The organism is Streptomyces sp. CB00316 (assembly GCF_001905595.1).
GTDB lineage: Bacteria > Actinomycetota > Actinomycetes > Streptomycetales > Streptomycetaceae > Streptomyces.
This window is the reverse complement of the sequence record NZ_LIXI01000008.1, coordinates 36,108-61,794: the sequence shown is the minus strand read 5'-3', so window position 1 is coordinate 61,794 and position 25,687 is coordinate 36,108. Positions and strand designations below refer to the sequence as shown.

The following is a 25,687-nucleotide window of genomic DNA, read 5'->3' as shown; positions in this document are numbered from 1 at the left end:
GCGCGTACCCACCATCATGACGCCCCGGCAGTCCTGAACACCGGTCCCGCGCTCTCTCACGCCCCGATCCGGGCGACCAGCACACACGCGTCGTCCAGGCGCTCGGTCCCGCCGAACTCCTCGACCACGCCCCGCACGCACTCCTGTGCGTCACGGGCCTGTGCGAAGCGGGAGGCGAGGGCGAGCAGCCGCTCCGGGCCCGCACCCCGGTCGCCGCGCCGCGTCAGGCCGTCCGTGTGCAGCACGAGCACGTCGCCGGGGAGCAGGCGCACCTCGTCCTGCTCGTAGGCGACCTGGGACGCGGCACCGAGCAACGCCCCTTCGAGGGACGGTAGTCGGCGCCCCGTTCCGTCGCGGAAGAGCAGGGGCGCGGGGTTTCCGGCCTGCGCCAAGGAGAGGAGGCCGGTCGCCGGGTCGAAGCGGCAGCACAGGGCGCTGCCCACGGGCTGCATCGATGTTTCGAGGAGGTGGTCGAGGTGACCCATCAGGGCGCCCGGCTCGATACCGGCGATGGCCATGCCGCGCAGCGCGCCGAGCATCATGGCCATGGCCGAGGTGGCCCGAATCCCGTGCCCGGACAGATCGCCGACGCTCAGCAGGGTCCGGCCGTCCGGCAGCTCCATCGCGTCGTACCAGTCGCCGCCGATGAGGCCGCCGCCGGCGGCGGAAGGGAGGTGGTGGGCGGCGATGTCCAGGGCGCGGGGCCCTTTGGCCGGGAGGGGGAGCGAACCGCGCCATGGGGGCATGACGGTCTCCTGGACCTCCGTGGCCATCCGGTGCCGCGTGCGCTCGTCGCGCCGGGCCGAGTCCCGGTTCCGGCTGACGGTCTCCTCGCTGCGGCGCAGCTCCCCGACGTCCCGGAGCACGGCCCACATGGAGGCGGTGCAGCCCTCGGAGTCGAGGACCGGTTCGCCCGTCATGTGCAGCGTGCGCACCTGGCCGTCGGGGAGCACGATGCGGAACTCCCCGTCCATCGGCTGCCCGTCCACGAGGCAGCCCGTCACCATGGAGGTCAGCTTCGGCTGGTCGTCGGGGAGCAGGACGGACGGCAGGTCGTCCAGGGAGAGGGGAGGTGAACCGGGGGGCCGGCCGAAGATCTCGTACAACTCCTCCGACCAGCTGACCTCGTCGGTGAGGAGGTTCCATTCGGCGCTGCCCACCCGGTTCGCCGACGCGCCGTCCGCGGTCACGCGGTCGCCCCGGTCCGTCGAGCGCTGGGCCGGCGGACCCGCCTTGAGCTGCCCCAGATGCTGGTCGAGGTTGTCGAGGTGCTGGACGGCCAGGTCGCACAGGGCGCGCTGCCAGCGCGCCCTGGGGTCGTCCTCGTCGGTCATCGCCGTGTTCCGCCCCACGGCGTCCACGTCTCCGCGCAGTCGACGCGCGCGGTGGATCAGGGCGTCGACGGCATCGTGCGCGGGGGGCTGTGGTGCGGGGCGGTCCGCGAACAGATGGGACGGCATCTCGTACTCCGATACAGGCGCGGTGCGGCCGGGTCTTGAGGGGGCGGCCGCTCTCGACTGTCGCACAGGCTGCGGCGGCCCGTAAGGGATTCGACGACACTCGATGTGTGGTTGCTTCTGGCATATGCCATAGGCTGTACGGGAGGGGCAAGCCTCCGAACGGGCGTACGTTTGAGGGGTGTTGGCCTGTGCCCAGGGCATAGGCGCCCTCGGTGAACGGGCCGGAAGCGATTGCGCGTGCGCGCGGCGGGGCCGCCCGGCAGGATGCCTCGCATGCCCGAGCAGTCGAGTGTCATCCTTCCCCCGGCGGTCCGCCCTCGACGCCTTCGGTGTGCGCGGCATCCCCGAGCCGCTGCCCGGCGGTCAGGGGCGCAGCGTGCGGGTGGGCGGGGCCGTCCTCAAACCCGCGGAGGGAACCGAGGGTGAGTCGGAGTGGGCCGCGTCCGTCTTCGAGGGGCTGCCCCGGGGTGGCGGATTCCGTGTGCCGCGGCCGCTGCGGTCGGCCGAAGGGAATGTCGTGGTGGAGGGTTGGACGGCCGCGAGTTCATCGACGGTCGCCCCGGCCCCAGCAGGCGGTGGCATGGGGTCGTCGCCGCCGGCCGCGCCTTCCACGCCGCCCTGCGCGAGCTGCCCCGCCCCGCTTTCCTCGACCGCCGTACGCACCCGTGGGCGGTGGCCGACCGGGTCGCCTGGGATGAGGGGGAGGCTGACGTCGCCGCGGAGCTCGCCGAGCCGTTCGCCCGGCTGCTGTCCCTGCGGCGGCCCGTACGAGGCGTCCCGGAGCTGACCGCGCCGGCTCCGGCCGACGGTGGAACAGGAGATTCCGTGCCGTGGATCACATCCACGAGGGCGGGTTCCCGGGAACAGCCCGAGATAGTTTATCGTTCATCTACACGTGGGTGTGGGGGGACAGTGTCCCCGGGCCTCACCAACAGCCCATGGGGAAAGCTCGCACAGCCGAAGCCCCATGGAGCCCCTCGCCGAGAGGCGACCGCCCTTCGCGCCCGCACTCAAGCCGCCCCGGCTGGATTCCCCCGATCCGGCCGGGGCTTCCCGGTGTTCCGGCCCCCGCGCCACCCGGTTTCGAGAACCGCCGCCCCCGCCACCAGGACCACCGCACCCAGCGCCGCCCCGGGGCTCCACCACCGCTCCGTCAGCGCCGCGAGTGCCGCCCCGGCCACCACCGCCCCCAGCCGGCCCAGCACCCAGGCGTCCCCCGGCTCCAGCTGCCGCGCCGCCGCACGGCCGGCGAGAGAGGTGAGGGTCCCGGTGAAATAGTTCGTCGGCGTCACCCGGACGCGCCCCTGGACGCCCATCGCCAGCGACACGAGGGCCAGCAGCCCGAGCCGGTCACCGTCCGACGCGACCAGACCGAACCCCCACAGCACGGCCGCCGCCCCGAGCAGGACGGACTCGGCCAGCAGCGTCAGGCCCAGGGGGAGCCCGGCCGTCAGCGCCCCGGCCGCCGCCCCGCACGCGTACGCCGCCAACGCGGTGACCACTCGCAGGGCCACGCCGTCCTCGCCCGCTCCGGCCGCCGAGGCACCCAGCAGGACCAGATTCCCGGTCATCACCCCCGCGAAGACCTGGCCCACACAGAGGAAGGCGAACGCATCCGCCGCCCCGGAGGCCGCGGACAGGAGCAGCAGCGCCCACACGCCGCGCCGGGAGGGGCCGCCCGCCCGTGGCGCGGCGGAAGAGGGGGACGGTGGCGGGGAAGGGGAACGCACGCGAGCATTCTCGGTACGCACACGCTCCGATGCCGCGCGCCGCGCTGGATGCGCCGCCCCGCTGTCCGGTGCCGCCCCCGGGTGCTCCGGCCGGGCGGGCCGGAGCACCCGGGTCACATCGTCTCGTGGAGGTCCTTGGCGTAGTGCTCGATGGCCGGCCGGTACTGCTGGACGTGCCGGTCCTCACTGGTCGACGCCACCACCCGCAACAGCAGCTGCATCGCCTCGTGGTGCTCCTCCGTGTTGAACAGGGCCATCGCCAGGAACGTTTTGAGCGCCCCGTCGTCCGGGAACTCCTCGACGCCCCGGCGCAGTGTCTCCACGGCCTGCCCGTACCGCCCCAGCACCCGGTAGGTACTGCCCAGACCCAGCAGCGCCCCCCGCCGGTCCTCCGCGCCGAGCCCTGTCCCCGCCAGGCTGCGCTCGTAGTACGCCACCGCCTCGGTCTCCAGGCCCAGGACGTCGTGGACCCACGCGGTCCGGTAGGCCACCTCCGCGTCGTCGGGGAACGCGGCGGTCAGGGCGAGCAGCCGCTCGCGCGCCTCCCCGGCCCGGCCCTCCTCGCGCAGCCGGTCGGTCTCGGCCAGCAGGTCCTTCTTCTCACATGCGCTCATGAGATCCATCGTCGCAGGCGACACCGGGCGGCCGAGCGATTTTTAGGCCCGGACGCCCACCCGGGTGTTTTCCGCCGCGGCGGGGGCACCTGTCCCCCATGACTGCAGAGACGAGACCCCGTACGCGACAGGGGACATGGGCACGCGTGCTGCTGAGGGTGACCGTCCTGACCGTGGTGCTGCTGGGGCTGGTGGTGTTCTCCGTCCTCCTGGCCAAGGTGACACTCACCCCCTCGCCGGCCTCCGAGGACATCGTCACATCGAATCTTCGGCCGGGCCGGTCGCTGCGCCAGTACGCCGAGGACTACACGTTCCTCGCCGCGTGCAAGCAGGCGGGCGGAAATCTGCTGCTCGGCGTGCCCTTCGGGCTGCTGCTCCCGTTCCTCGTGCCACGCCGCCTGCGGATGCTCAGCATGACGCTGCTGACCGCCGCCGCCATGATCCTCGTGGAACTGGTCCAGGGCGCCCTGGTCACCGGCCGCGCCTTCGACATCGACGACGTCATCCTCAATACGTCGGGCGCCCTGCTCGGCTACTTCCTGCTGGGCCGCCGGATCAGCCACAGCTACCACGCGCACGCACACGCTCCGCGGGCCCAGGCGGTCACACCCGAGGCGGAGCCGAAGGCCGAGGAGAGGGCGACGCCCTCCCGGACCAAGGAGAAGACCCTGACGAAGGCCGGAGCGAAGACGAAGACCGGGACGCATACCCGGGGCACGACCAAGGCGAAGGAGTCGGCCAAGGCGGGTACGGGGACCGGCCGTACGCGCCTGACGAAGGCCAGGGGTGCGAGCGGTCGCCCCACCGGCGACGGCGCCCAGCCCGGCTCCGGCCGAGCCCTGCTGGACCGGCTCCGCAGGCGCTGACCCCCAGGGGCCACCGGAGCAGTGCCGCAGGCGCCCACCGGACCGGACGCCAGCGCTCACCGCTGCAGGGACCGGCCACCCGTTCGGGCCGCGGCCGTTTGCAGGCCGTCATGCGGGGCCGCAGCGTGGGGGCATGTCCTGCGCGCGACTGCCGCACGGACTCCCTGCCGAGGAGGAGCGACATGGCCGACGGCCGGTGGAGCCCGGGCCGCAAGGAGATCGACGCCGACGAGTTCCGGCCCGTCCTCGACATCGTCGAGCCCGGCCGCCAGCGCCGGCTGACGGTCTTCTTCCGGCTGCTGCTCCTGATCCCCCATTTCATCGTGCTGTTCTTCCTGCACATCGCGGCCTTCTTCACCGTCATCGCGGGCTGGTTCGCCGCCCTGGTGCTGGGACGGCTGCCCGACCCCGTCTTCCGGTTCCTGGCCCAGTTCCTCGGGTACGACCTGCGCGTGTCGGCGAGCCAGATGCTCCTGATCGACCGCTACCCGCCCTTCGCGCTGACCCCGCCGCCGGACTACCCGGTCCAGATCGACGTACGGCCCACCGCCCTCAACCGGCTCGCGGTCCTCTTCCGGATCTTCCTGATGATCCCGGCGGCGATCGTGCAGAACCTCGCCGTCTACGGCTGGTGGGCCCTGGCCTTCGTGTGGTGGGTCATCACGCTGGTCCTCGGCCGGATGCCGCGTCCCCTGTTCGAGGCGACCGCGGCCACCCTGCGCTACCGGATGCGGTTCTCCGCGTACGCCATGATGCTCACCCCGGCCTACCCCAAGGGCCTCTTCGGCGACGACGGCCTCGCCGTGGCCCAGGGACACTCCCGCTCCGCCACCCGGCCGCTGGTCATGAGCAGCGCAGCGAAGTGGCTCGTGGTGCTCTTCCTGGTGCTCGGCCTCGCCGGCAACGTCACCACGTCGGTGACCACCACCTCGACCTCCGACGACACCACGGAGCTGACCGGCCGCCCCTGAGGCCGGCCGTCTGCAACCGTCTACCCGAACTGGCTTATTTGGCAGCGGAGATGGGTTGAAAACGCGCCTGGGGGTCACATGCAGTCCATGACGTCCAGCGACGCAACCACGGATACCGCCCCGCAGAGCGGGAAGAAGCCCACGTCCCGACCCGGGCGGGGCCTGCTGAAGGCCGTCGGCGCCTGCGCCGCCGTCCTGGCCCTGATCCTCGCCGCCGGCAAGCTCAGCCTGCTGCCGGGCCTCGACAGCCTCTTCGGCGAGGAGACCCACGACCGGTCGGGCCCCGCGGTCCTCAAGTCGATCCAGGACATGAGCGCGTACGAGGCGGCCTCGGGCAACTTCCAGGTCGTCGTCGACCTGGAGAAGGACGCCAAGTTCCTGCCCGACGCGGTACGCGGCACCCGCACCCTGTTCGTCGGCGCGGGGACCGTCGGCGCCTCCGTCGACCTCGGGAAGGCCACCGAGGACGGGGTCGTCATCAACGAGGACCGCACCACCGCCGAGATCCGGCTGCCGCACGCGGTGCTGGGCAAGCCGGCCCTGGACCCGGACCGCTCCTACGCCGTCTCCAAGCAGCGCGGAATCCTGGACCGGCTCGGCGACCTCTTCTCCGACAACCCGAGCAGCGAGCAGGCGGTCAACCAGCTGGCCGTCCGGCACATCGGTGAGGCGGCGAAGGAGAGCGGGCTGACCGCCCGCGCCGAGAAGAACACCGCGGACATGCTGAAGGGACTGCTCGGCTCCCTCGGCTTCGAGCGCGTCACCGTCCGCTACGGCGACGACCAGGGCTGATGGGGCGCCGCGGCCCGGCGAGGCGATCGTCCGTCGCGGCCCGCCCGGCCTCCGTGCCTCCCGCCCCTCGCGCAGCTACCTTGACGCGTACGCGACGGTGAGTATGGTCCAGGCCACGTGCAAGGCCCTTCCGGCGCCGGTCATCAGGCCTGTCCGGCAGGGGACGTGCGGCCCTTCGCGCCTCGTAGGGGCCGCACACTCGCGAGGCCTCGCCGTCGAAGCCGGCCCCCCACGGCCCGCCACCGCGCGGTGCGGTCTCACGTGAAGGAGAAGCATGCACGCGACCCCGGCACTCGACCAGCACCTGGCAGTACTTCGTCGGCGGCGAGAAGATCAGGTCGACTTCGGCAACAAGACCGGTCAGCAGAAGGTCTTCGCGGTCTGGAACATCGCGGACACGTCGAACGCCTTCTACGCCTGCGTCGACGTCAACGTCGGCTAGCCGCAGGCACCGTTTCGCCCATCGCGCCCCGGCCGGGCCCCAGCTCCACCCGGCCGGGGCGCGATGCTGTTCCCTCAAGCACCGGCACGGTCGTCCTGGCCGGAAAGCGGCATGGCGCGGATGCTCCAGGTAGCCGAACGGATACTCTTCGTCAGCTGTCTGATTGATCATCAGTGCTCGAGGGGATCCCTGAATGAACCGCATGCGTACCGTACTTGCCGCGCTCGGCATCACCGCCGGACTGATCACCGCCCCCGCCGCGAACGCCGCCCCGCAGCCGGACGTCCCGGTGGCCGCCGAGCGGCACGAACCCTGCACCGGCGAATACCGCGGCGACGCCCGGCTCGGCCCGAAGTGGCTGCCGAACAACCGCCTCGCCCCGGTCGGCCCGCTCCTGAAGGGCTACCAGCGCACCGGCGACCTCTCCCCGCAGGCCTTCCTCAAGAAGTACTGGGAGGGGCCCGCGGACACCGGAAGCTGGAAGTACCCGCCCAACGACGGCTTCGGCGAGGTCAACGGCGAGATCGACAAGGAGCCCTCCAAGCTCCGCCCCGGCCAGCGCCTGGACCGCTTCGGCTCGGAGTACGGCGGCTACCTGGCCCCGGCCGGTGACGCCTACGCCGAGCGCGCCCTGCCTCCGCAGAACCTCAACACCCGGGAGGCGGCGACCCCCTGCGACTACCGCGTCTACAAGGTGGCCAAGCCCTTCTGGGTCTGGCAGGGCAGCATCGCCCCGTGGTTCGAGCAGCCCGGCGGCGGCCGGCAGATCAAGCTCGACCCGGTCTTCCTGAACCCGGGCGAGGGCGAGCGGCTGAACGTGAAGTGGCTGCTGGACCACGGCTACCTCACACCCGCCGGCGCGTAATCCCCGTGGACCGTCGGACGCTGCACGCCGCACTCATGGAGGCCTCGATCCCCGGCGGCTACTACCGGATCGAAGGCGTCCACGAGCCGGTCCCCACGCCGCCCGACTTCCTCTTCGTGCGACGGGCGGCGGACGGCGGATGGGAGACCGGCGCCTACGAACGCGGCCGGGACGAAGTCCTCGCCCGCCACCCGGACGAGGCCGCCGCCTGCGCGCACCTGCTGCGGCTGCTCGTCTGACCGCCCTTCGCGCTCCCCTTTTGCCGGTCCGGCAAAGATCCTTGTGCGGGCGGCGGACGCCCCCGAATGATCGTGAACGGGCGGCCGGACTCCGGCCCGGCCGCCCGGCCGCCCCGTCACGATCCGCCCCGCACCCCTGGGGCACCCGAGGAGGAACCGTGCCGCAGCCCCTGACGGACCCCGCCACCCCGCCCGGCGCGGTCCACCGCCTGGTGGACACCCCCGGCGGCCGCATCCACCTGGTCGAGCAGGGCACCGGCCCCCTCGTCCTCCTCGTCCACGGCTTCCCCGAGTCCTGGTACTCCTGGCGCCACCAACTCCCCGCGCTCGCCGCCGCCGGATACCGGGCCGCCGCCATCGACGTACGCGGATACGGGCGTTCCGCCAAGCCCACCGCCACCGCCGCGTACCGCATGCTCGCCCACGTCGCCGACAACACCGCCGTCGTCCACGCCCTGGGCGAGGAGACCGCCACCGTCGTCGGCCACGACTGGGGCTCGCCCATCGCCGCCAACAGCGCCCTGCTCCGGCCGGACGTCTTCGCCGCCGTAGGCCTGCTCAGCGTCCCCTACGCGCCCCGGGGCGACCACCGCCCCAGCGACGGTTTCGCCCGGATCGGCGGTGACGAGGAGTTCTACGTCAGCTACTTCCAGGCCCCCGGCCGGGCCGAGGCGGAGATCGAACGGGACGTACGCGGCTGGCTCACCGGCTTCTACACCGGGCTGACCGGTGGCGCCCTCACCCCCGAGGAGCACGGCCGGCTCTTCTTCGTACCCCCGGGAGCCCAGCTCGCCGACCGCTTCCCCACCGGCCCGCTGCCCGCCTGGCTCACCGAGGCCGAGCTCGACGTCTACAGCGGGGAGTTCGAACGGTCCGGTTTCACCGGCGCCCTCAACCGCTACCGCAACGTCGACCGCGACTGGGAGGACCTCGCGGCCTGGCACGGAGCGCCCATCAACCAGCCCTCCCAGTTCATCGGCGGCTCCCTCGACGCCTCCACCACATGGATGGCGGACGCCATCGACGCCTACCCGGCCACCCTCCCCGGCCTGTCCGCCGCGCACATCCTCGACGGCTGCGGCCACTGGATCCAGCAGGAACGCCCCGACGAGGTCAACCTGCTGCTGACGCAGTGGCTGGACGGCCTGCGGTAGGACGTACTCAGCGGGCGGGGCCGCGGGTCGCCGCCGTCGCCCGGAGCAGATCCCGTACGAGCGTGAAGTCGATCCTCTCCGGCGTACGGAAGCGGAGGCACCCCCTGCCCATGTCGCGGCCGGCCGGCCGGTCCGCGAACGCGTCACGGACATCGGTGCGCAGGAGGGAGAACGATGTACTGCTTCTGGCCGGCGAAGGCGATCCCGCCGGCCTCGTCCCGCTCGTAGGCGGGCATGCCGTACGCCATCACCTCCCGGAACCGCGTCAGCTCCGCGCGGCACAGCGCGCGGCTCGGTGAGCGCGCCACGGCGGGCCTCCGGCAGGTCGGCGAGGTACTGATCGACGTCTTGCGCGCCGCTCTGGACCATGTGCCGATCCTCAGCGGGCGGCGCACGTGTGTCGGAGCGTGGTTCGCGCGGGCCAGGAGGCGAAGGTGAACGGATGAACAGTGCGAACATGCTGGCCGAGGCGTTCGGCCGGGTCGGGGAAGCGGTCCACGCGGCGGCCGAAGGGCTCTCGGCCGACGATCTCAACGCCCGGCTCGACGACGGAGCGAACTCGATCGCCTGGCTGATCTGGCACCTCACCCGGGTCCAGGACGACCATATCGCCGACGCCGCCGGCACCGGCCAGGTCTGGCTCACCAAGGGGTGGTCCGACCGCTTCGGGCTCCCCTTCGACGAGGAGGCGACCGGATTCGGGCACAGCAGCGAAGAAGTCGCGGCCGTCCGCGTCGACTCCGCGGACCTGCTCCTCGGCTACTACGACGCCGTCCACGAACAGACCCTCGGGTTCGTCCGCGGGATCGACGGCCGCGCCCTCGACCGCATCGTCGACGAGGCCTGGTCGCCCCCGGTCACCCTGGGCGTCCGGCTGATCAGCGTCATCGCCGAAGACCTCCAGCACGCGGGCCAGGCCGCATTCGTCCGGGGCGTACGGGAACGCGCGTGAGACGGGGTTGCGGAGGAAGCACCTCCGCAACCCGTGCACCCTCCAGGCAGCGGTGCCATACTCGGAAGCAGTCCGCCGCAGAGGCTTGTCATCATCCGAAAGGCGACACGTCATGAGCTGGGCATCGTGGACGACCAGCGGTGTCTTCGCGGGAACAGGCGGAGTCCGCACCGAAGAAGCCGGCATCCTGAGCGGAGACCTCACGGTGCACACGACGTGGTCCGACGGCCAGGCGTCGGTGGCCGTGCAGTACAGCGGCTCGTCCGACTGGTTCACTCTGGCGGGCAGCCCCGTGCCGTGCACCTCCGAGGAGGAGAGCCGGGCCTTCCACCAGAGCGTGGTCGAGGCCGTGCGCGCCGGTGACGGGGCCACGGTCCCGCCGGACGGTACCGCCCCCGCCGCACCGCCCGCCCCCGCCTCCTAGCGTTCCGCCCCCGCCGCACCGCCCGCCCCCGCCTCCTAGCGTTCCGCCCCCGCCTCCCTGGCGCCCGTGCCCGGAGGCGCGACCCGCCGCGTCCGTCACGCCCCATAGAGTGAACCGACAAGATCCGTTCCCCACCGGGGCGGGTGAGCGGTTCACGGGGCGAGGAGCGGCGCAATGGTGCGTGCGGGTGCACGGCGGGCGGGGACGAGAAGACACCGGCCGTTCTGGGTGGAGCTCCCGCTCCTCGTCGGAATCGCCCTTATCCTGGCCCTGCTCATCAAGACCTTCCTCGTCCAGGCTTTCTCCATCCCGTCGGAGTCCATGCAGAACACCCTGCAGAAGGGCGACCGGGTCCTGGTCGACAAGCTGACCCCGTGGTTCGGATCCGAGCCGCAACGGGGCGAGGTGGTCGTCTTCCACGACCCGGACGGCTGGCTCGACGACGTGGCCGTCGACCCGCCCAACACCGTGCAGAAGGTGCTGAGTTTCATCGGTGTGATGCCGTCCGCCGAGGAGAAGGACCTCATCAAGCGGGTGATCGGCGTCGGCGGTGACACCGTGGAGTGCGCGGGCGACGGACCGGTGAAGGTCAACGGCAAGGCCCTGGACGAGCCCTATGTGTTCCCCGGCAACACCCCGTGCAGCGACGACGGCAAGGGCACCTTCAAGGTCACCGTCCCGCAGGGCGAGCTCTGGGTGATGGGCGACCACCGCCAGGCGTCGGCGGACTCCCGCTACCACAGCGACGACCGCAACAAGGGCATGGTCCCGGTCGACGAGGTCGTCGGCCGGGCCGTCGTCATCGCCTGGCCGGCCGGCCGCTGGAACACCCTGCCCGTCCCCGCCACCTTCTCCACGAGCTGACAGCGGGGCCCGTCCGGGGCTACCCGGGCCGGCCGAACCCGCGTACGTAGCGCCGCTGCCACGGGGTCTCCACCGCGCGCGGATGATACCCGCGGCGGACGAACGCCACCGCCTCCTCGGCGGGGACCCCGTCCAGCACGGCCAGACACGCCAGGGCCGTCCCGGTCCGCCCCATCCCGCCCCCGCAGGCCACCTCCACCCGCTCGCCCGGGGCCCGCCGCCACACCTCCTCCAGCAGCTCCCGGGCCTGGTGCGGGTCGGCCGGAAGCCGGAAGTCCGGCCACCGCAGCCACCGTGACTCCCAGCCGACCTCGGGAGGCGTACGGCCCAGCAGATACAGGGCGAAGTCCGGCTCGGGGCCTTCGGGCAGGGGGTTGCGCAGGCCACGACCCCGGATGCGGCGCCCGGAGGGCAGTGTCAGGACGGCCCGGTCGGCCGCGTCCCAGCTGTCGGTCATGCCGTCGAATCTAGCGACCGGAAGCGGGCCCGGAGCAGGGAACGGGACACAAGATCAGAGACCTTGTGCCCCGTTCCGTCGGCGCGACGGGGTCAGGCGGTCACACCCACCCGGGAGGCGGCGGCCGTGGCCCCCGCCTCGTCGGCAGGTACCGCGACCGTCCGGCGGGCGCCCTTGAGCAGGACGACCAGCGCGGTCGCCACGAGGGTTCCGGCGGCGATCGCGAGCAGGTACAGGAACGGTTCACCGATCAGCGGGACGACGAAGATGCCGCCGTGCGGAGCGCGCAGGGTGCACCCGAAGGCCATCGACAGCGCACCGGTGACCGCGCCGCCCGCCATCACCGAGGGGATCACCCGCAGCGGGTCGGCGGCGGCGAACGGGATCGCGCCCTCGCTGATGAACGAGGCGCCCAGCACCCAGGCCGCCCGGCCGTTCTCCCGCTCGGTCTTCGTGAACAGCTTCTTGCGTACGGTGGTGGCGAGCGCCATCGCCAGCGGCGGGACCATACCGGCCGCCATGACCGCCGCCATCACCTTGAGACTTCCGTCGGTCGGATCGGCGAGACCGCCGACCGCGAAGGCGTACGCCACCTTGTTCAGAGGGCCGCCCATGTCGAAGCACATCATCAGGCCGAGGACGACGCCGAGGATGACCGCGTTGGAGCCGGACAGACCGTTGAGCCAGTCCGTGAGGGCGCTCTGCAGCGCGGCGATCGGCTTGCCGACGACGATGAACATCAGGAACCCGACGACCGCCGACGCGATCAGCGGGATCACCAGCACCGGCATGATCCCGCGCAGCGTGGCGTGGACCGGGACCCGCTGGATGGCCATCACCACCGCACCGGCCAGCAGACCGGCGACCAGACCACCGAGGAACCCGGCCTCGACGGTGAGCGCGATCGCCCCGCCGACGAAGCCGGGCACCAGCGCGGGACGGTCGGCCATCCCGAACGCGATGTACCCGGCCAGCACCGGCACCAGGAAGCCGAAGGCGGCGGAGCCGATCTGGTTGAGCAGCGCGGCCCAGCTGTCCGCCTGGCCCCAGACGAAGTGGTCGGCGACCGACTTGGCGTCCGCGATCTCGTAGCCGCCGATGGCGAACGACAGGGCGATCAGGAGGCCGCCCGCCGCGACGAACGGCACCATGTAGCTCACGCCGGACATGAGATACGTACGCAACCGGACTCCGAAGTGCGCACTGTCCGCACCTGATCCGCCGTCCGCCGGCCCGTCCCCGCCCTGCGGTACGGCGGCGATCTCACCGCGCTCCGCCTTGCGGCGGGCCTCCGCGATCAGCTCGGCGGGCCGGTTGATGCCCGCCTTCACTCCGACGTCCACGAGCGGCTTGCCCCGGAAGCGGGCCTTCTCCCGCACCTCGACGTCATGCGCCCAGATGACCGCGTCGGCCCGGGCGATGACGGCGGGGTCCAGCTTGCTGAAGCCGGCCGACCCCTGGGTCTCCACCGTCACCTCGACGCCCTCGGCACGGCCGGCCGCCGTCAGGGACTCGGCGGCCATGTAGGTGTGGGCGATGCCGGTGGGGCAGGAGGTGACGGCGACGATCCGGAAGGGGGTGTCGGTGCTGTCGTCGGTGTCATCAGCTGCCTGTATCGGCGCTGCGGCTTCGGGCTCCGGTACCGGCTCCTCGCCCCGGATCAGCGCCGCGACGGCCCCCGGGTCGTCCCCGGCGCGCAGGGCGGCGGTGAACTCCGGTTCCATCAGCCTACGGGCCAGCCCCGACAGGATCGTCAGATGGTCGTCGTCCGCCCCGGCCGGCGCGGCGATGAGGAAGACGAGGTCCGCCGGGCCGTCGGCCGCGCCGAAGTCGATGCCCCGGGCGCTGCGCCCGAAGGCCAGCGTCGGGGCGCTCACGTGCTCGCTCCGGCAGTGCGGGATGCCGATCCCGCCGTCGAGGCCCGTGGGCATCTGCGCCTCGCGGGCGGCGACATCGGCCAGGAAGCCGTCGAGGTCGGTGACGCGGTGCGCGGCCACCATCCGCTCGGCGAGCGACCTCGCGGCGGCGTCCTTCGTTGCGGCGGACAGATCGAGGTCGACCAGTTCCGCGGTGATCAGCTCACTCATCGCGGTGCTCCTTGCTCGGGGACCGCCGGGCGGCGGCTCGGGGGGATGGAATGCTGCGGGCTTGTAGGGGGAGTGCGGGGGTCATGGGGCAGGCTCCGTCAGAGGGCGGTCCAGCGGGACATCGGTGCTCAGCGCGACCGCCGCGGGGTCGAGGTCGGCCGGAGCGGGCATCAGGCTTCCCGCCAGCTGCACCGCCGCCGCCCCGTGGGCGACCGCCGAGACGAGCGCCCCCGGCCCGTGCCCGCCCGCCGTCAGGAAGCCGGCGAGGGAGGCGTCCCCGGCGCCGACGTTGCTGCGTACGGTCGCCACGCGGGCGGTCGCGAAGTACGCCCCGGCCTCCTCCACCAGCAGCTGCCCGTCCGCCCCCAGACTGGCCAGCACCGCCCCGGCGCCCCGCTCGCGCAGCTCCTCGGCCGCCTTCAGCGCGTCGCCCACCGTGGCGAGCGGACGGCCGACGGCCTCGGCGAGCTCCTGGGCGTTGGGCTTGATCACGTCGGGCCCCTCCCGCAGCGCGGCGGTCAGCGCCGCACCGGAGGTGTCCAGCGCGATCCGCGCCCCCGCCCGGTGGCTCCGGGCGACCAGCTCCGCGTACCACCGCGGCGGCAGCCCGCGCGGCAGGCTTCCGCAGCACGCGATCCAGTCGGCGGACGCCGAGCGGGTGCGCACCGCCTCCAGGACGTCCTCCGCCTCGGCGGCGCTGAGCTCGGGCCCGGTGGCGTTGATCTTGGTGAGGGTGCCGTCCGGTTCGACGAGCGTGACGTTGATCCGGGTGCTGCCGGTGACCGGGACTCCGGCCGCCTCGATGCCGTGCTCGCCGAGCAGCCGGGCGAGCAGCGCGCCTTCCGGCCCGCCCATCGGGGCGACGGCGACCGTGCGGTGGCCGGCCGCCGCGACCGCGCGGGAGACGTTGACGCCCTTGCCGCCCGGGTCGACGCGGTCGGCCGTGGCCCGCAGGACGGTGCCGCGGACCAGGTCCGGCAGCTCGTAGGTCCGGTCCAGGCTGGGGTTGGGGGTGACGGTGAGGATCATGCGCGTACTACTTCCGTGCCCCGGCTCTCGATGGAGCGGGCGTCGTGGGGGCTGAGGCCCGTGTCGGTGATGAGGAGGTCCACGTCGGTGAGGTCACCGAAGCGGGCGAAGTGCCGCTGCCCGAACTTGCCGGAGTCGGCGAGCAGGACGACCCGGCGGGCGGCCTTGACCACCGCGCGTTTCACGGCGGCCTCGGCGAGGTCGGGCGTGGTGAGGCCGCTGTCGGGCGAGAAGCCGTTGGTGGCGAGGAAGACGACATCGGCGCTGATCTCGGCGTACGCGCTGAGCGCCCAGGCGTCGACCGCCGCCCGCGTCCGGTGCCGGACCCGCCCGCCTACCAGGTGCAGCGCGATGCCCGGGTGGTCGGCGAGACGGGCGGCGACCGGCAGGGCGTGCGTCACCACGGTCAGCGCGGCATCGACGGGGACAGCCGCGGCGAGCCGGGCCGTCGTGGTCCCGGCGTCGATGATCACGTTGCCGTCCGCCGGCAGCTCGGCGAGCGCCGCCTGCGCGATCCGGTCCTTCTCGTCGGCGGCCACGGCGTCCCGCTCGGCGAGGTCGGGCTCGAAATCGAGCCGCCCGACCGGGATGGCACCGCCGTGCACCCGGCGCAGCAGCCCCGCCCGGTCCAGCGCCTTGAGATCCCGCCGGACGGTCTCGGCGGTCACCTGGAACTCCTCGGCCAGGGAGAGCACGTCGACCCGGCCGCTCTCCTGGGCGAGGCGGAGGATCTCCTGCTGACGCTCCGGTGCGTACATGTGGTTTCGTATCCGTTTCATGCCCGAGTCTGTGGTTTCGCGCTCAGGTTACGTCCGAGGTCTGGGAAAGTAAACACATTCGGGCGAGAGGTGGGCAGGGGCGGGCGCGAGATACGCACCGACGGACGCACAGCTCGGCGGGGCGCACCGTTTCGCCGATACGCCCCGCCTGTGGTCCGTGACCGGTCTGCTCAGTGCCTCCCGGGAACCCCCTCGGTGAGTGGCCGGGCCAGCAGCGGGGTTCCGGGGACCTGGTGTCCTCCGCTGGCGAGCATCCGGACCTCGCCCCGGTCGCTGATCTCGGCGCGGACGATCCCGGTCTCGTCCTCGTACACGGGAGATCCGCCCGCTCCGGTCCGGTCGGTCAGCCGGACGGCGACCACGTCGTCCTCGGCGCCGGACATCTGGAAGATGAGTTCGTACCGCTCCGTGTGCTCCATGACGGCCTCCCGGCGGGGCCATGACGACATCCGGCCCCGCCTCCATTGTTTCGCACCCGGGTGCGCCCCGCCCGGGGAGCGGCGCGCGGCTTGGCGACGGCCAACGGGCGGAGGTGTCCGGTCGATCGGGTGACTCCGGCCGGTAGGACAACATGACTGATCGCCGGGAGGGCTAGGCATGCGTACATGAGACTTGAGCCCCGACGAAACAATTGTCTTTCCCTACGCTCCCGCAACCTCAGGGCGACCGGCGCCGCCGCCTGCCTGGCCGCCGCCGCTCTCCTGCTGACGGCATGCGGTCAGAGCGCGGACAGCGCGACGTCCGCGGCCACCGAAGCCGCGAAGGTCCTCCCGCAGAGGACGACGGCGTCCCCGTCGGCCACCGCGGACCTGACCGAGGACCAGCGGGAACGCAAGAGCGTGCTGGATGCCACCAAGGTCGCCTTCGACGACGCGGCGACGACCGCGGTCGGCGAAGTGGCCAACGGCAAGCTCGTCGATCTGGACCTGGAAGGTGTGGACGACGACGACCGCGGCGAGAGCCCCAGCCCGACCGCGACCGGCAGCCCGACGGGCACCGCGAGTCCGACCGGCAGCCCCGAAGCGACCGGTTCGCCGAGCGCGAGCCCGGGTGCCGACGGCCCTGTCTGGGTCGCGGAGGTCGCCGAGAAGGACGGCACGGTCCACACCGTGCGGATCGACGCGGTCGACGGCAAGGTGATCGAGGCCCGCGTCGACGCGGACCAGGACGCCGAGGACAAGAAACAGACGGCCGAGTGGCTCTCCCAGGCCACGCAGACGCCCGAGCAGGCGGCCAAGGTCGCCACGGAGAAGAAGAAGGGGACCGTCACCTCCGTCAGCCTGGACGACAACGATGGCAGCGGCGTGATCTGGTCGGTCGACGTGGTCGGCTCCGACTGGAAGAAGACCACGTTCGACGTGGACGCCAAGAACGACACCATCGTCCGCGAGGAGACCGACAACGACTGACCGTCGCCGGACGGGGCACCGATGCGAGGGAAAGGGGTACGCCGGACACCCGGCGTACCCCTTCTCCTATGTTCCGTGCGGCTTGCGCCGCTCCAGCAGCCGGCAGACGAAGTCCTCCTGGAGGCCGCGGAGGGTGGCCAGCAGCCGCGGGTTCGTCGTGCTGTTGACCTGCGAGGTGAGCGAGACGGTCAGCGACCGCTTGCCGTCCTTGGTGGCCGCCGCCAGCTGGGTGTAGCCGGGGAAGTTGCCGGTGTGGCCGTACACGGTCCCGCACCGCGTCCGGTACGCGAAGAGGGCGAGCCCGGCCTCGTTGCGCCCGGGACCCGCGGGTTCGGAGCTGCCCGCCACGAATGTCAGCTGCCGGCGGCGGACCGCCGGGCTCAGGTCCCGGCCGCCGGCCCAGGCGCGGATGAAGGCGCCGAGGTTCCCGGGCGTGGAGACGATGCCGCCGGACGCCCACACCCCGGAGGCGCTGATCGCGGTGGAGAGGTCCGCCGGCGGATTCGGCGGGTCCACGTCGTACCCGTGCAGATACGGCTCGGGCAGCCTGTACCCCTGGGGGAGTGAGGTGGCGCGCAGCCCCAGCGGCCGGTACACGATCTCGGCCAGCAGCTGCTCGTAGCGGGTCCCCGTCGCGGCCTCGGCGATCAGGGCCACGGCGATGTTGTCGGAGTTGGAGTAGCGGTACGCCGAACCCGGCCGGAACCGCAGCGGCTCCCCGGCGACGTACCGCAGCAGCTGGCGCGAGTCGAAGTGGCGGCGCGGATCGGCCGCGAACTCGGCGATGAACGTGGGGTCCTCGGTGTAGTCCGGCAGCCCGCTGGTGTGGTTCAGGAGCTGGCTGACGGTCACCCGGTGCCAGGCTGCCGGGAGCCGGGGCAGCCACCGGCCGAGGGTGGCGTCGAGAGAGAGGCGCCCCCGGTCCGCCAGGTGCAGCGCGACCGCGCCGCTGAAGGCCTTCGACACGCTGGCGATCCGCATGTGGTCCGTCGTCCGCGGCGGCCGGCCTGTGCCCACCTTCGACGTTCCGGCCCGGTACACCTCGCTGCGGCCGCCGGCCTTCAGTACGGCGATGGCCCCGGGCGGCCCGCCCGGTGTGTCGACGAGTGCCTGGAGCCTGCGCTGCAGCTCGCCGTCGGCCGGACCGTGCGGTCCGCGCGGGCCGTCGCCCCCGTCACCGCCCGCCCGGGCCGGGCCGGTCATCAGCCCGGCGAGCGAGGCGGCGGCCAGCACGGCCACGACGGCTCTTCGCCGCAGCGGACGGGAAGGGGCGCGCAGAAGGGGACGAGTGGGCACGGGCTACCTCCTGAAGGTGCGGTCAAACGGCGGGCCGGGCCTCAGGAGCGGCGGGGCGGATCGGGCCGGACATCCCCTGGGCGTCCCGGGCCTGATCCCCCGACGACCCCCTGGGAGGCCTGGGCCTGGACCACGACAGCCCCTGGCCGGCGGCTGCCGCGAGCCCAGCATCGGGCGGCCGGGCGGAGCCCGCCCCCGGAGTGGACCATCCGGCTCTCTCCAGGAAGCACCGGTCACCGGGCCGGGGAAGCGTCCCCGCGCAGATCGAGGACGTACCGTCGCTCCGGCCGGACGCCGAACATGACGTCCTCCACCGGCTCGAACCCCGCACGGGCCAGTACCGCGTGGGAACCCGCGTTGTCGCGCGTCCTCCGCCCGCAGCGCGTTGAGCCCGTACTCCGTGACCGCCACCCGGCAGATCCGCCGGACCGCCCAGGTCGCCAGGGGAGACGGCGAACGGGCCCGGTCACGAGGGGAGCTGCCGCTCCAGGGCATGGGCCAGGCCGCGCTCGGCGTCGTCGGCCGACGCCCGGCGGTAGGCCCTTTCGTACGCCGTGTTCCCGGCCGCCTGCCGGGCCTGGAGCTCCCACTGTTCCCGGATCGCCCCGAGCTCGGGGGTGCCGCGGTGGGGGTGGCCGATGATCCGCCAGTACGTGTGTCCGGTGCCGGAGGTACGGGCAGCCGCGACGCCGTCCCCCTGGGCGGCGATGGCTCCGGCGAGCAGGTCGAGGCCGAGCGCGATGCCGAGGCTGTCGTGGAGCTCGTGCTTGCTCGCGAGCATCGCGCGCGCGTGGCTCTCGGCGTGGCGGGGGCGGCCCTGGAGGAGGTGGATGAGGGCGAGCTGGTGATCGGCGTAGGCCCGTGCCCAGTGCTCGCCGAAGCGCAGGCTCGTCCGCTGGAGCCGCGTCGCCTCCTCGTACGCCTCGTCCAGTCGGCCCAGTGCGGACAGGGCGAAGAGGCGTATCACCCGGCAGCGCAGCTGGGAGGGGGCGTCGGCGGGGTCCCCCGGGTGCTGTCGCAGGGCATGGTCGCTGACCAGGTGGGCGGTCTGCGGGCGGCCCATCATCAGATAGGTGAAGCTCATGGAGTGGGCCGCCGAGAGCGCTCCTTCGGCGTCCTGCCCGAGGCGGGCCGCCTCCTCGCACTCCGTACCCACCCGGCGGGCCGCCTCATGGTCCCCCTGCAGGGTCAGCGTGATGCCGAGGGCCCAGAGCGCGCGGGTGCGGTGCGGACCGGCCGAGAGGGGCAGGGCCAGCACCCGCTCCAGATAGGTCCGGGCCTGGTGGAGGTGGCCGCAGCAGCTCCAGAACAGACCGGCGCATCCGGCCATCTCCATCGCCCGCTCGGGGTCCTCGGCCAGCAGATGCTCCAGGGCCGCGCAGAGATCCGCGTGCGTGGAGGCGACCCTGCGGTACCACTCGACCTGCTGGGGGCCCAGCCAGCCGGCGTGCGCCTGCACGGCGGTCTGCGCGAAGTGCCGGGCGTGCCGGTCCGTCAGGAGCGCGTCCTCGCCCAGTTCGGCCAGCCACATCGCCCCGTACTCGCGCAGCGTGTCCAGCATGCGGTAGCCGGCACCGGTCCGCCGGAGCACGGACTGCTCGGCGAGGCGCTCCAGCGCGGGGCCGACCGCGTCGGCGCCGAGGGGCCCGCCCGCGCACACCGCCTCGGCGTCGGCCGTCATGATGACGCCACGGAAGACGGAGAGCCGCGCCCACAGCAGGCGCTCCAGCGGGGCGCAGAGCTCGTGGCTCCAGCCGATGGTGGTGCGCAGGGCGCGGTGGCGGCGGGGCCAGAGCGTGTCGTCGCAGAGGGCGTCCAGCCGGGAGGCCAGCCGCCCGGTGATCTCCTGCGCGCTGCTCTCACGGAGCTGCGCGCAGGCCAGCTCGACGGCGAGCGGTATCCCTTCGAGGCGGCGGCAGATCTCCGCCACGGCGGCCGTGTCGCCGGGAGAATCGAGCACCAGCCCGGGGGCGACGGCGGCGGCCCGGTCGTGGAAGAGCCGGACGGCCTCGTCGCCGTCCTCGCCCGCGGAGAGCGGGGGAACCTCCAGGGCGTACTCGCCCTCCGCGCCGAGCGGCTGCCGGCTGGTGGCCAGGACGGTCAGCCCCGGCGCGGCGGAGAGCAGTTCGGTGACTAGCTGCCGGCAGGAGTCGACGACGCGCTCGCAGCAGTCGAGGACGAGCAGCAGCCGGCGGTCGGAGAGCCATTCGCAGAGCGCGGCCACGGGGCGTCGGGAGCTGTGGTCCAGCAGCCCGACGCCGTCGCACACCGTCGTGCTGAGCAACTGGTCGTCGTCCAGATGGGAGAGGTCGGCCCACCACACGCCGTCCGCATACCGGTCCCGGACGTACCCGGCGGTCTGCAGGGCCAGACGACTCTTGCCGACCCCGCCGCTCCCGCTGAGAGTGACCAGCCGGTGATCACGAAGTGCCCGGTCGATACTGTCCAGTTCGCTGTCGCGGCCGACGAAGCTGGTCGTCACAACAGGGAGGTTGCCCATCACGCAGGCCATCCTGCCTCGCCGCGCCCCGCAGCCTCCGTTCATAGCGAAAAGCAGTCAGAAACGGCTGACAATGCCTCCTGTCCGATCGGAAGTTGACACGTATGAAAGGTCGCGTCAGAGCACCCCGGCGAGCGACTCCAAGGCCCCGATGGGGTCCGGACCGACCGGGGCGAGGACGGCGTCGGTGACGCCCGCCGCCCCGAGCTCGCCGAGGCGGGCGCGGGCCGTCTCCGGCGTTCCCGTGACCGCGAGCCGCGCGACCCAGGCATCGGGCAGGCGGCGGACGAACTCCTCCCGGGTCGCGCACGCCGCCCGCAGCTCCACCAGCTCCCCGGCGAACGGGAGCGGGGCGATGTGGGCGTGCCACTCCGGCTCGCCGATCCATTCCAGCCCGGGCCGCGCCGCGGCGAGGGCTGCCGCGGGATCGGCGCCGACGGAGCCGACGTTGTACGCGACCAGCCGGTGCGGGCGGGTCGCGCCGATGTGCCCGAGGGCGGCACGTACGTACTCGGGGGCGACGGGCTCGGCGAGGATCGTCCCGTCGGCCACCTCACCGGAGACGGCGAGGGACTTGGGGCCCCGGACGCCTGCCAGGATGTCGGGCACCACGTCAGGCAGCGCGCCGCTCTCCAGCCGGACGCCGTCGAGGCGCACGTACCGCCCCCGGACCTCCGGCGCCTCGCCCCGCAGCAGCGCACGCAAGGCGTCGATGTACTCGTGGAGGAAGGTGAGAGGGCTCCTGGGCCACTGGCCGACGCTCCGCATCCATCCGGGCATGCCGTGTCCCGTGCCGATGTCGGTCCGACCGGGGAAGAGCTGGGCCAGGGAGGCGATCTCCATCGCCGCGAACGCCACGTTGCGGGCACCTGCGGGCAGCAGCCCGATGCCCACCCGGATCCCGGACGTGGAGGCCAGGACGGTGGCCGCCTGGGTGATCCCGCCGCGGAACCCGAGATCCTCCACCACCCACACCGAACCGAACCCCAGCTCCTCGGCCCGGCGGGCGAACGGCAGGAGCAGATCCGTGGGCAGATCGCGCGGCAGCAGGACGCCCACGGCGGGGGAGGGGGTGGAGGAAGGCACAGGTGTTCTCCTCGGGCTCTCGGCGTACGGCTCAGGGCCGCGACGTAGGGATCGGGTTCTCGGCGTACGGAGAACCTAGCGAACGCGGCCCGGCAGGAGTCGAAGGGCACTGTCGGACCCCTGCGTTACGTTGCTGCCATGACGAACTTCGTACTCGTGGCAGGCGCCTGGCTCGGCTCGTGGGCGTGGAGCGATGTGCTGCCCGGCCTCCGCACGGCCGGGCACACGGCCCATTCGCTGACCCTGTCGGGCCTCGCCGACCGGCAGGGCGTGCAGGCCGGACAGCAGACCCATGTCGACGACATCGTCGGCCATGTCGAGCGCCTGGACCTGCGGGACGTCGTCCTGGTCGGACACAGCTACGCGGGCATTCCGGTCGGACAGGCGGCGGAACGGATCGGTGACCGGCTGGCCCGTGTGGTCTTCGTCGACTCCAGCGTTCCGGCCGATGGTGAGTCGTTCGTGTCGGGCTGGCCGGAGGGCCGGGCGCAGGTCGAGGCGGCGATCGCCGCGAACGACGGCTTCTGGCCCGCGCTGACGGCTGCGGACTGCGCGGGCCAGGAGCTCGGCGACGAGGAGATGGCCCGGATCGTGGCGGGAGCCACACCCCACCCGGGCGCCACCCTCACCGAACCCGCCGTTCTGCGGGGCTCCCTCGGCGAGCTTTCCGCGACGTACGTCAAGTGCCTGCTCGACGGAGCCGAGCCGGGCCCCGACGTGGCCGCGCTCCTGAAGGGCGAGCGGTGGGAGCTGGTCACCATGGAGACCGGCCACTGGCCGATGTTCTCCCAGCCGGGCGAGCTCGCCCGCGTCCTCCTGGACGCCGCCGGAACCGGGCGATGACGGAGCACCCGGAGATCACGTACATCGGATGCGCCCGGTGCGGCACCCAGATCGCGGGGCTCGACGGCCGGTACGCCTGCTCGGGCTGCGGCTGGGTGAACGAGTGGACCGAGGGGCACCGGCCCTTGCCCGGGAGCCGTTCCGGCAGGTCCGGGGACGTCTCGGTCCCCGGACCGGGAATCGCGGCGTCCCCCGCCCACCACGTACACTCGCCCCCGCTCCGCCGACCGGCGGGGCTTTCCGCACCAGACCAGACGGGGAAATCCGCATGAGTTCCGCAGACAGCACCGAAGCACCGATCTACGCCGGCCTCGTGGAGGAGCAGGGAGACGTGCTCGCCGAGGTACGGCGCGTGGCCGAGGAGGTCCTGCGCGACGCGGACCGCGCGATCGACTTCGGCGCCGTACGGTCGTCCGCCGCCTACCGCTAGGGCGTCAGGGCAAGCCGCCCAGAGATGGACATGTCCATCGATAAACGTCTTGCAGGCATTGTCATATTTTGCGCACCCAAGGCGACGGCTTGCTGAAGAACCGTCGTCGGCGAGAGTGGGTGGGGCCGCGGTCCGGCCGAGTGCCGACGGGGCGCCGGTGTCACCGCGGCCACCCGCCGGCCGGGCGTGAAGGACACGCCCCCGCCCCGGTGAGCGGCCCGCGCGTCGGCGCGGAGAGCGCTCCCGGCCCGTCACCGACGGACGGCGCGCGATCCTGCCATCGCCGCCGAATCCGGCCTTCGTCACCTCTCCGCATCCTCATCTCCCCCGCGCTCCCCGAGCCGGCCGGCCGCCTGTCCCGCTGCCGCCGCTTGCGGATGTTGCCCAGGTGGCGTGCCCGTAGCAGTCGGATCCACCCCTCCGTGGACAGCCTTCCGTCCGTACTTCCGCGGCTGCTTGTCGCAGGCGACTGCCCCTCGGACGGCGAGCGGCTGCGCGGGTGGCCGCCGGGCTCCGAGCCCGGGACGGCGACGGCGCGGTGCGGCTGTTCGTCCAGCCGCCCCAGCAGTTGGCCACCCGCTATCGGATCGACATCGGCGGGGCGCCCGCTGCCGGCGGGAGGCGTCGTCGGCGACCCCCGCAGTCTGCCGCCGGGGCCGTACGCCCCGCGCACCGTTCTCCGCCGGGCAGGGCAGGGAGGCCGAGCACCACACCCACCCCCGGCTGAGTATCCGAACTCAGGTCCGAGGCCCACGCCGCCGCGACGATGAACACGACCGCGAAGCCGAGGTCACCCCACCGACCAGGACCACAGGAGAACCGTGCTCAGCAACGTCGCAGCCGCCGTCATCCCTTGCCTCGGCCGCCTCACGGTCACCTCCGACCACGGCAGCGCCCCGGCGCCCGGCTCCATCATCGTCGCCAACCACACTTCCCTCGCCGACCCCGGCGTCGTCCTCGCCGCGCTGCGGCGCCTCGACGTCGAACCGGTCGTCCTGGCCACCGCCGGCCTCTGGCGCATCCCGGTCCTCGGCCGGCTCCTGGAGCGCGGCGGCCACGTCCCCGTACACCGCAACACCCACCGGGCGGCCGACGCCCTGGACACGGCCGCCGCCGCGCTCGGGTCGGGCCGCCACGTCCTCATCTACGGGGAGGGCCGCATTCCGCTGCGCGCGGACGTGGCCGAGGCGCCGCCGGAGAGCTTCCGCAGCGGTCTCGCCCGCCTGGCCCACGCGTCGGGTGCGCCGGTCGTCCCCCTCGGGCAGGCCGGCGCCCGCCGGGTGACCAGCGGCTCGGTCGCCAAGCAGATCGCGGGGTTCCTCACCGCTCCGGCCCGCCGCCCCCGCCTCCACGTCCACCTGGGTGCGCCGCTGCACCTGCCCCCGGACGTCGAAGCCGCGACCGCCACCGCCCGCGAAGCCGTCACCACCGCCTGGCGCACGGCCGCCCGGCACCTGGGCGAACCCGCCGCGGCCCTCACCGTACGGTGAAAGCGACGGCGGCCGCGGGTACGCGCCCGGGTGGCGCCGGTGACGCGGGAGGCGTAGGTATGTAGGGCATGTTGTTCCGGCGAGGAGACGGATCGGCGATGACGGAGGCAGAGCGGGCCACCCCTGTGTACGGCGTTCCCTGCTGGGTCAGTCTCATGACCCGGGACCTGCGCGCCGCCCAGGCCTTCTACACGGCCGTCCTCGGCTGGACCTTCCGCTCCGGCACCCTGGGCGAGGGATTCACCGTCGCCCACGCCGACGGCCTGCCCGTCGCCGGGATCGGCCGGATCGGCCCCGGCCTGCCCACCGCCACCACCTGGACCCCGTACTTCGCCGTCGCCGACGTGGACGCCACCGCCGCCCGCGTACGGGAACGCGGCGGCACGATCGCCGTCGGCCCGCTCCGGCTCGGCCCCGGCAGAGGGGCCGTGGCGGCGGACCGCGAGGGGGCCGGGTTCGGCTTCTGGGAGGGCCGGACCCCGCCCTGGTCCATCGGCCGGGGCAGCGCGCCCGCCTCTCTCGAACTGCGCACGAGCCACGCCTTCGACGCCGCGATCTTCTACGCCGAGGTCTTCGGCTGGGACCCCCACGACCCCGGCGGCTGCGAAGTCGGTTATGCGTACCAGCAGGACGTCGTGGTCGTCCGCCAGGGCGGCCACACCGTGGCCACCCTGCGCGGCGGCGGCGACGGGGCGTCCCCCGACCCCCGCCTGCGCCCCCGGTGGCACGTCCGCTTCCAGGTCGACGACCTGACGGCGGCCACCGAGGCCGCGCGGAAGGCGGGTGGTGAGGTGTCCCCGCCGACCGTCTCCCCGGACGACGGACCCGAGTCGATGATCGGCGACCCCCACGGCGCCCTTTTCACGCTCACCTCCCGCCGGTCACCCGCATCCCCCGCGTGACCGGCG

Annotated in this window: 25 protein-coding genes and 2 pseudogenes; 15 read left to right on the top strand and 12 right to left on the bottom strand. The window is 73.1% G+C overall.

Features of this window, described 5'->3' with window-relative positions:
• Positions 1–56: 56 nt before the first annotated feature.
• From AMK21_RS22495 to AMK21_RS22480, 3 genes are all read right to left on the bottom strand, one after another.
• Entirely contained in the window at positions 57–1,460 is a 1,404-nt protein-coding gene (locus tag AMK21_RS22495; RefSeq protein ID WP_073880730.1) for a PP2C family protein-serine/threonine phosphatase, read from the bottom strand.
• A gap of 1,010 nt (positions 1,461–2,470) precedes the next feature.
• Positions 2,471–3,106 (bottom strand): DUF1275 family protein, encoded by a 636-nt coding sequence (locus AMK21_RS22485; RefSeq protein WP_073881140.1) that lies wholly within the window; start codon positions 3,104–3,106, stop codon positions 2,471–2,473.
• Positions 3,107–3,303: 197 nt separating this feature from the next.
• Positions 3,304–3,804, bottom strand: coding sequence for a tetratricopeptide repeat protein (locus tag AMK21_RS22480; RefSeq protein ID WP_073880728.1), 501 nt, complete (start codon positions 3,802–3,804; stop codon positions 3,304–3,306).
• A gap of 146 nt (positions 3,805–3,950) precedes the next feature.
• On the opposite strand from AMK21_RS22480, the gene AMK21_RS22475 reads away from it, so the two are divergent.
• From AMK21_RS22475 to AMK21_RS22450, 7 genes and pseudogenes are all read left to right on the top strand, one after another.
• The gene (locus AMK21_RS22475) at positions 3,951–4,670 is read left to right on the top strand and encodes a VanZ family protein (protein ID WP_079181227.1); all 720 of its coding nucleotides are present in this window, start codon (positions 3,951–3,953) and stop codon (positions 4,668–4,670) included.
• Positions 4,671–4,852: 182 nt separating this feature from the next.
• A complete protein-coding gene (locus AMK21_RS22470; protein WP_073880724.1) occupies positions 4,853–5,641 on the top strand; it encodes a DUF4389 domain-containing protein in 789 nt (262 codons plus the stop codon).
• 87 nt (positions 5,642–5,728) lie between these two features.
• The gene (locus AMK21_RS22465) at positions 5,729–6,433 is read left to right on the top strand and encodes a DUF4230 domain-containing protein (RefSeq protein WP_073881138.1); all 705 of its coding nucleotides are present in this window, start codon (positions 5,729–5,731) and stop codon (positions 6,431–6,433) included.
• 287 nt (positions 6,434–6,720) lie between these two features.
• Positions 6,721–6,875, top strand: a pseudogene (locus AMK21_RS33810) (lytic polysaccharide monooxygenase); the annotation flags it as partial.
• 193 nt (positions 6,876–7,068) lie between these two features.
• Positions 7,069–7,740 (top strand): TNT domain-containing protein, encoded by a 672-nt coding sequence (locus AMK21_RS22460; protein WP_073880722.1) that lies wholly within the window; start codon positions 7,069–7,071, stop codon positions 7,738–7,740.
• A gap of 5 nt (positions 7,741–7,745) precedes the next feature.
• Positions 7,746–7,979: a hypothetical protein gene (locus tag AMK21_RS22455; RefSeq protein ID WP_073880720.1), complete on the top strand. Its 234-nt coding sequence runs from the start codon at positions 7,746–7,748 to the stop codon at positions 7,977–7,979.
• A 158-nt stretch (positions 7,980–8,137) separates the two neighbouring features.
• The gene (locus tag AMK21_RS22450; protein WP_073880718.1) at positions 8,138–9,133 is read left to right on the top strand and encodes an alpha/beta fold hydrolase; all 996 of its coding nucleotides are present in this window, start codon (positions 8,138–8,140) and stop codon (positions 9,131–9,133) included.
• 7 nt (positions 9,134–9,140) lie between these two features.
• Here the strand turns inward: AMK21_RS22450 and AMK21_RS22445 are convergent.
• Positions 9,141–9,502: pseudogene (locus AMK21_RS22445) on the bottom strand (iron chaperone).
• A gap of 73 nt (positions 9,503–9,575) precedes the next feature.
• On the opposite strand from AMK21_RS22445, the gene AMK21_RS22440 reads away from it, so the two are divergent.
• The 3 genes from AMK21_RS22440 to lepB all read left to right on the top strand — a co-directional run bounded on the left by AMK21_RS22440 (position 9,576) and on the right by lepB (position 11,373).
• Positions 9,576–10,085, top strand: coding sequence for a mycothiol transferase (locus tag AMK21_RS22440; protein WP_073880716.1), 510 nt, complete (start codon positions 9,576–9,578; stop codon positions 10,083–10,085).
• Positions 10,086–10,197: 112 nt separating this feature from the next.
• Complete coding sequence (locus AMK21_RS22435; RefSeq protein WP_073880714.1) at positions 10,198–10,509, top strand: hypothetical protein; 312 nt, start codon at positions 10,198–10,200, stop codon at positions 10,507–10,509.
• A gap of 174 nt (positions 10,510–10,683) precedes the next feature.
• Positions 10,684–11,373 carry a signal peptidase I gene (lepB, locus tag AMK21_RS22425; RefSeq protein WP_073880712.1) on the top strand — a complete coding sequence of 230 codons (690 nt, stop codon included), beginning with the start codon at positions 10,684–10,686 and terminating at the stop codon, positions 11,371–11,373.
• Positions 11,374–11,392: 19 nt separating this feature from the next.
• Here the strand turns inward: lepB and AMK21_RS22420 are convergent, their stop codons facing one another.
• The 5 genes from AMK21_RS22420 to AMK21_RS22400 form a co-directional block, all read right to left on the bottom strand.
• Positions 11,393–11,830 (bottom strand): protein-tyrosine phosphatase family protein, encoded by a 438-nt coding sequence (locus tag AMK21_RS22420; RefSeq protein WP_073880710.1) that lies wholly within the window; start codon positions 11,828–11,830, stop codon positions 11,393–11,395.
• Between the two features lie 92 nt (positions 11,831–11,922).
• Positions 11,923–13,917, bottom strand: coding sequence for a PTS fructose transporter subunit IIABC (locus AMK21_RS22415; RefSeq protein WP_073880708.1), 1,995 nt, complete (start codon positions 13,915–13,917; stop codon positions 11,923–11,925).
• Between the two features lie 81 nt (positions 13,918–13,998).
• A complete protein-coding gene (gene pfkB, locus AMK21_RS22410; protein WP_073880706.1) occupies positions 13,999–14,946 on the bottom strand; it encodes a 1-phosphofructokinase in 948 nt (315 codons plus the stop codon).
• Entirely contained in the window at positions 14,943–15,704 is a 762-nt protein-coding gene (locus tag AMK21_RS22405) for a DeoR/GlpR family DNA-binding transcription regulator (RefSeq protein WP_073880704.1), read from the bottom strand. Before AMK21_RS22405 ends, pfkB begins: the two co-directional genes overlap by 4 nt.
• Positions 15,705–15,895: 191 nt before the next feature.
• Positions 15,896–16,144 carry a DUF6296 family protein gene (locus AMK21_RS22400; RefSeq protein WP_073880702.1) on the bottom strand — a complete coding sequence of 83 codons (249 nt, stop codon included), beginning with the start codon at positions 16,142–16,144 and terminating at the stop codon, positions 15,896–15,898.
• Positions 16,145–16,330: 186 nt separating this feature from the next.
• On the opposite strand from AMK21_RS22400, the gene AMK21_RS22395 reads away from it, so the two are divergent.
• Positions 16,331–17,134: a PepSY domain-containing protein gene (locus tag AMK21_RS22395; RefSeq protein WP_073880700.1), complete on the top strand. Its 804-nt coding sequence runs from the start codon at positions 16,331–16,333 to the stop codon at positions 17,132–17,134.
• A 66-nt stretch (positions 17,135–17,200) separates the two neighbouring features.
• On the opposite strand, the gene AMK21_RS22390 is transcribed toward AMK21_RS22395, so the two are convergent.
• From AMK21_RS22390 to AMK21_RS22380, 3 genes are all read right to left on the bottom strand, one after another.
• Entirely contained in the window at positions 17,201–18,337 is a 1,137-nt protein-coding gene (locus AMK21_RS22390) for a serine hydrolase domain-containing protein (protein WP_374198577.1), read from the bottom strand.
• A 559-nt stretch (positions 18,338–18,896) separates the two neighbouring features.
• Positions 18,897–20,930 carry an ATP-binding protein gene (locus AMK21_RS22385; RefSeq protein ID WP_073880696.1) on the bottom strand — a complete coding sequence of 678 codons (2,034 nt, stop codon included), beginning with the start codon at positions 20,928–20,930 and terminating at the stop codon, positions 18,897–18,899.
• A gap of 117 nt (positions 20,931–21,047) precedes the next feature.
• Positions 21,048–22,016 carry an LLM class flavin-dependent oxidoreductase gene (locus AMK21_RS22380; protein ID WP_073880694.1) on the bottom strand — a complete coding sequence of 323 codons (969 nt, stop codon included), beginning with the start codon at positions 22,014–22,016 and terminating at the stop codon, positions 21,048–21,050.
• Positions 22,017–22,154: 138 nt separating this feature from the next.
• On the opposite strand from AMK21_RS22380, the gene AMK21_RS22375 reads away from it, so the two are divergent.
• The 4 genes from AMK21_RS22375 to AMK21_RS22360 all read left to right on the top strand — a co-directional run bounded on the left by AMK21_RS22375 (position 22,155) and on the right by AMK21_RS22360 (position 25,681).
• Positions 22,155–22,859: an alpha/beta fold hydrolase gene (locus AMK21_RS22375; protein WP_073880692.1), complete on the top strand. Its 705-nt coding sequence runs from the start codon at positions 22,155–22,157 to the stop codon at positions 22,857–22,859.
• Between the two features lie 268 nt (positions 22,860–23,127).
• Positions 23,128–23,289: a hypothetical protein gene (locus tag AMK21_RS35485; protein ID WP_018515143.1), complete on the top strand. Its 162-nt coding sequence runs from the start codon at positions 23,128–23,130 to the stop codon at positions 23,287–23,289.
• A gap of 821 nt (positions 23,290–24,110) precedes the next feature.
• On the top strand, positions 24,111–24,779 hold the full coding sequence (locus tag AMK21_RS22365) for a lysophospholipid acyltransferase family protein (protein WP_073880687.1): 669 nt from the start codon (positions 24,111–24,113) through the stop codon (positions 24,777–24,779).
• A 98-nt stretch (positions 24,780–24,877) separates the two neighbouring features.
• Complete coding sequence (locus AMK21_RS22360; RefSeq protein WP_073880685.1) at positions 24,878–25,681, top strand: VOC family protein; 804 nt, start codon at positions 24,878–24,880, stop codon at positions 25,679–25,681.
• The last annotated feature ends 6 nt before the right edge of the window (positions 25,682–25,687 follow it).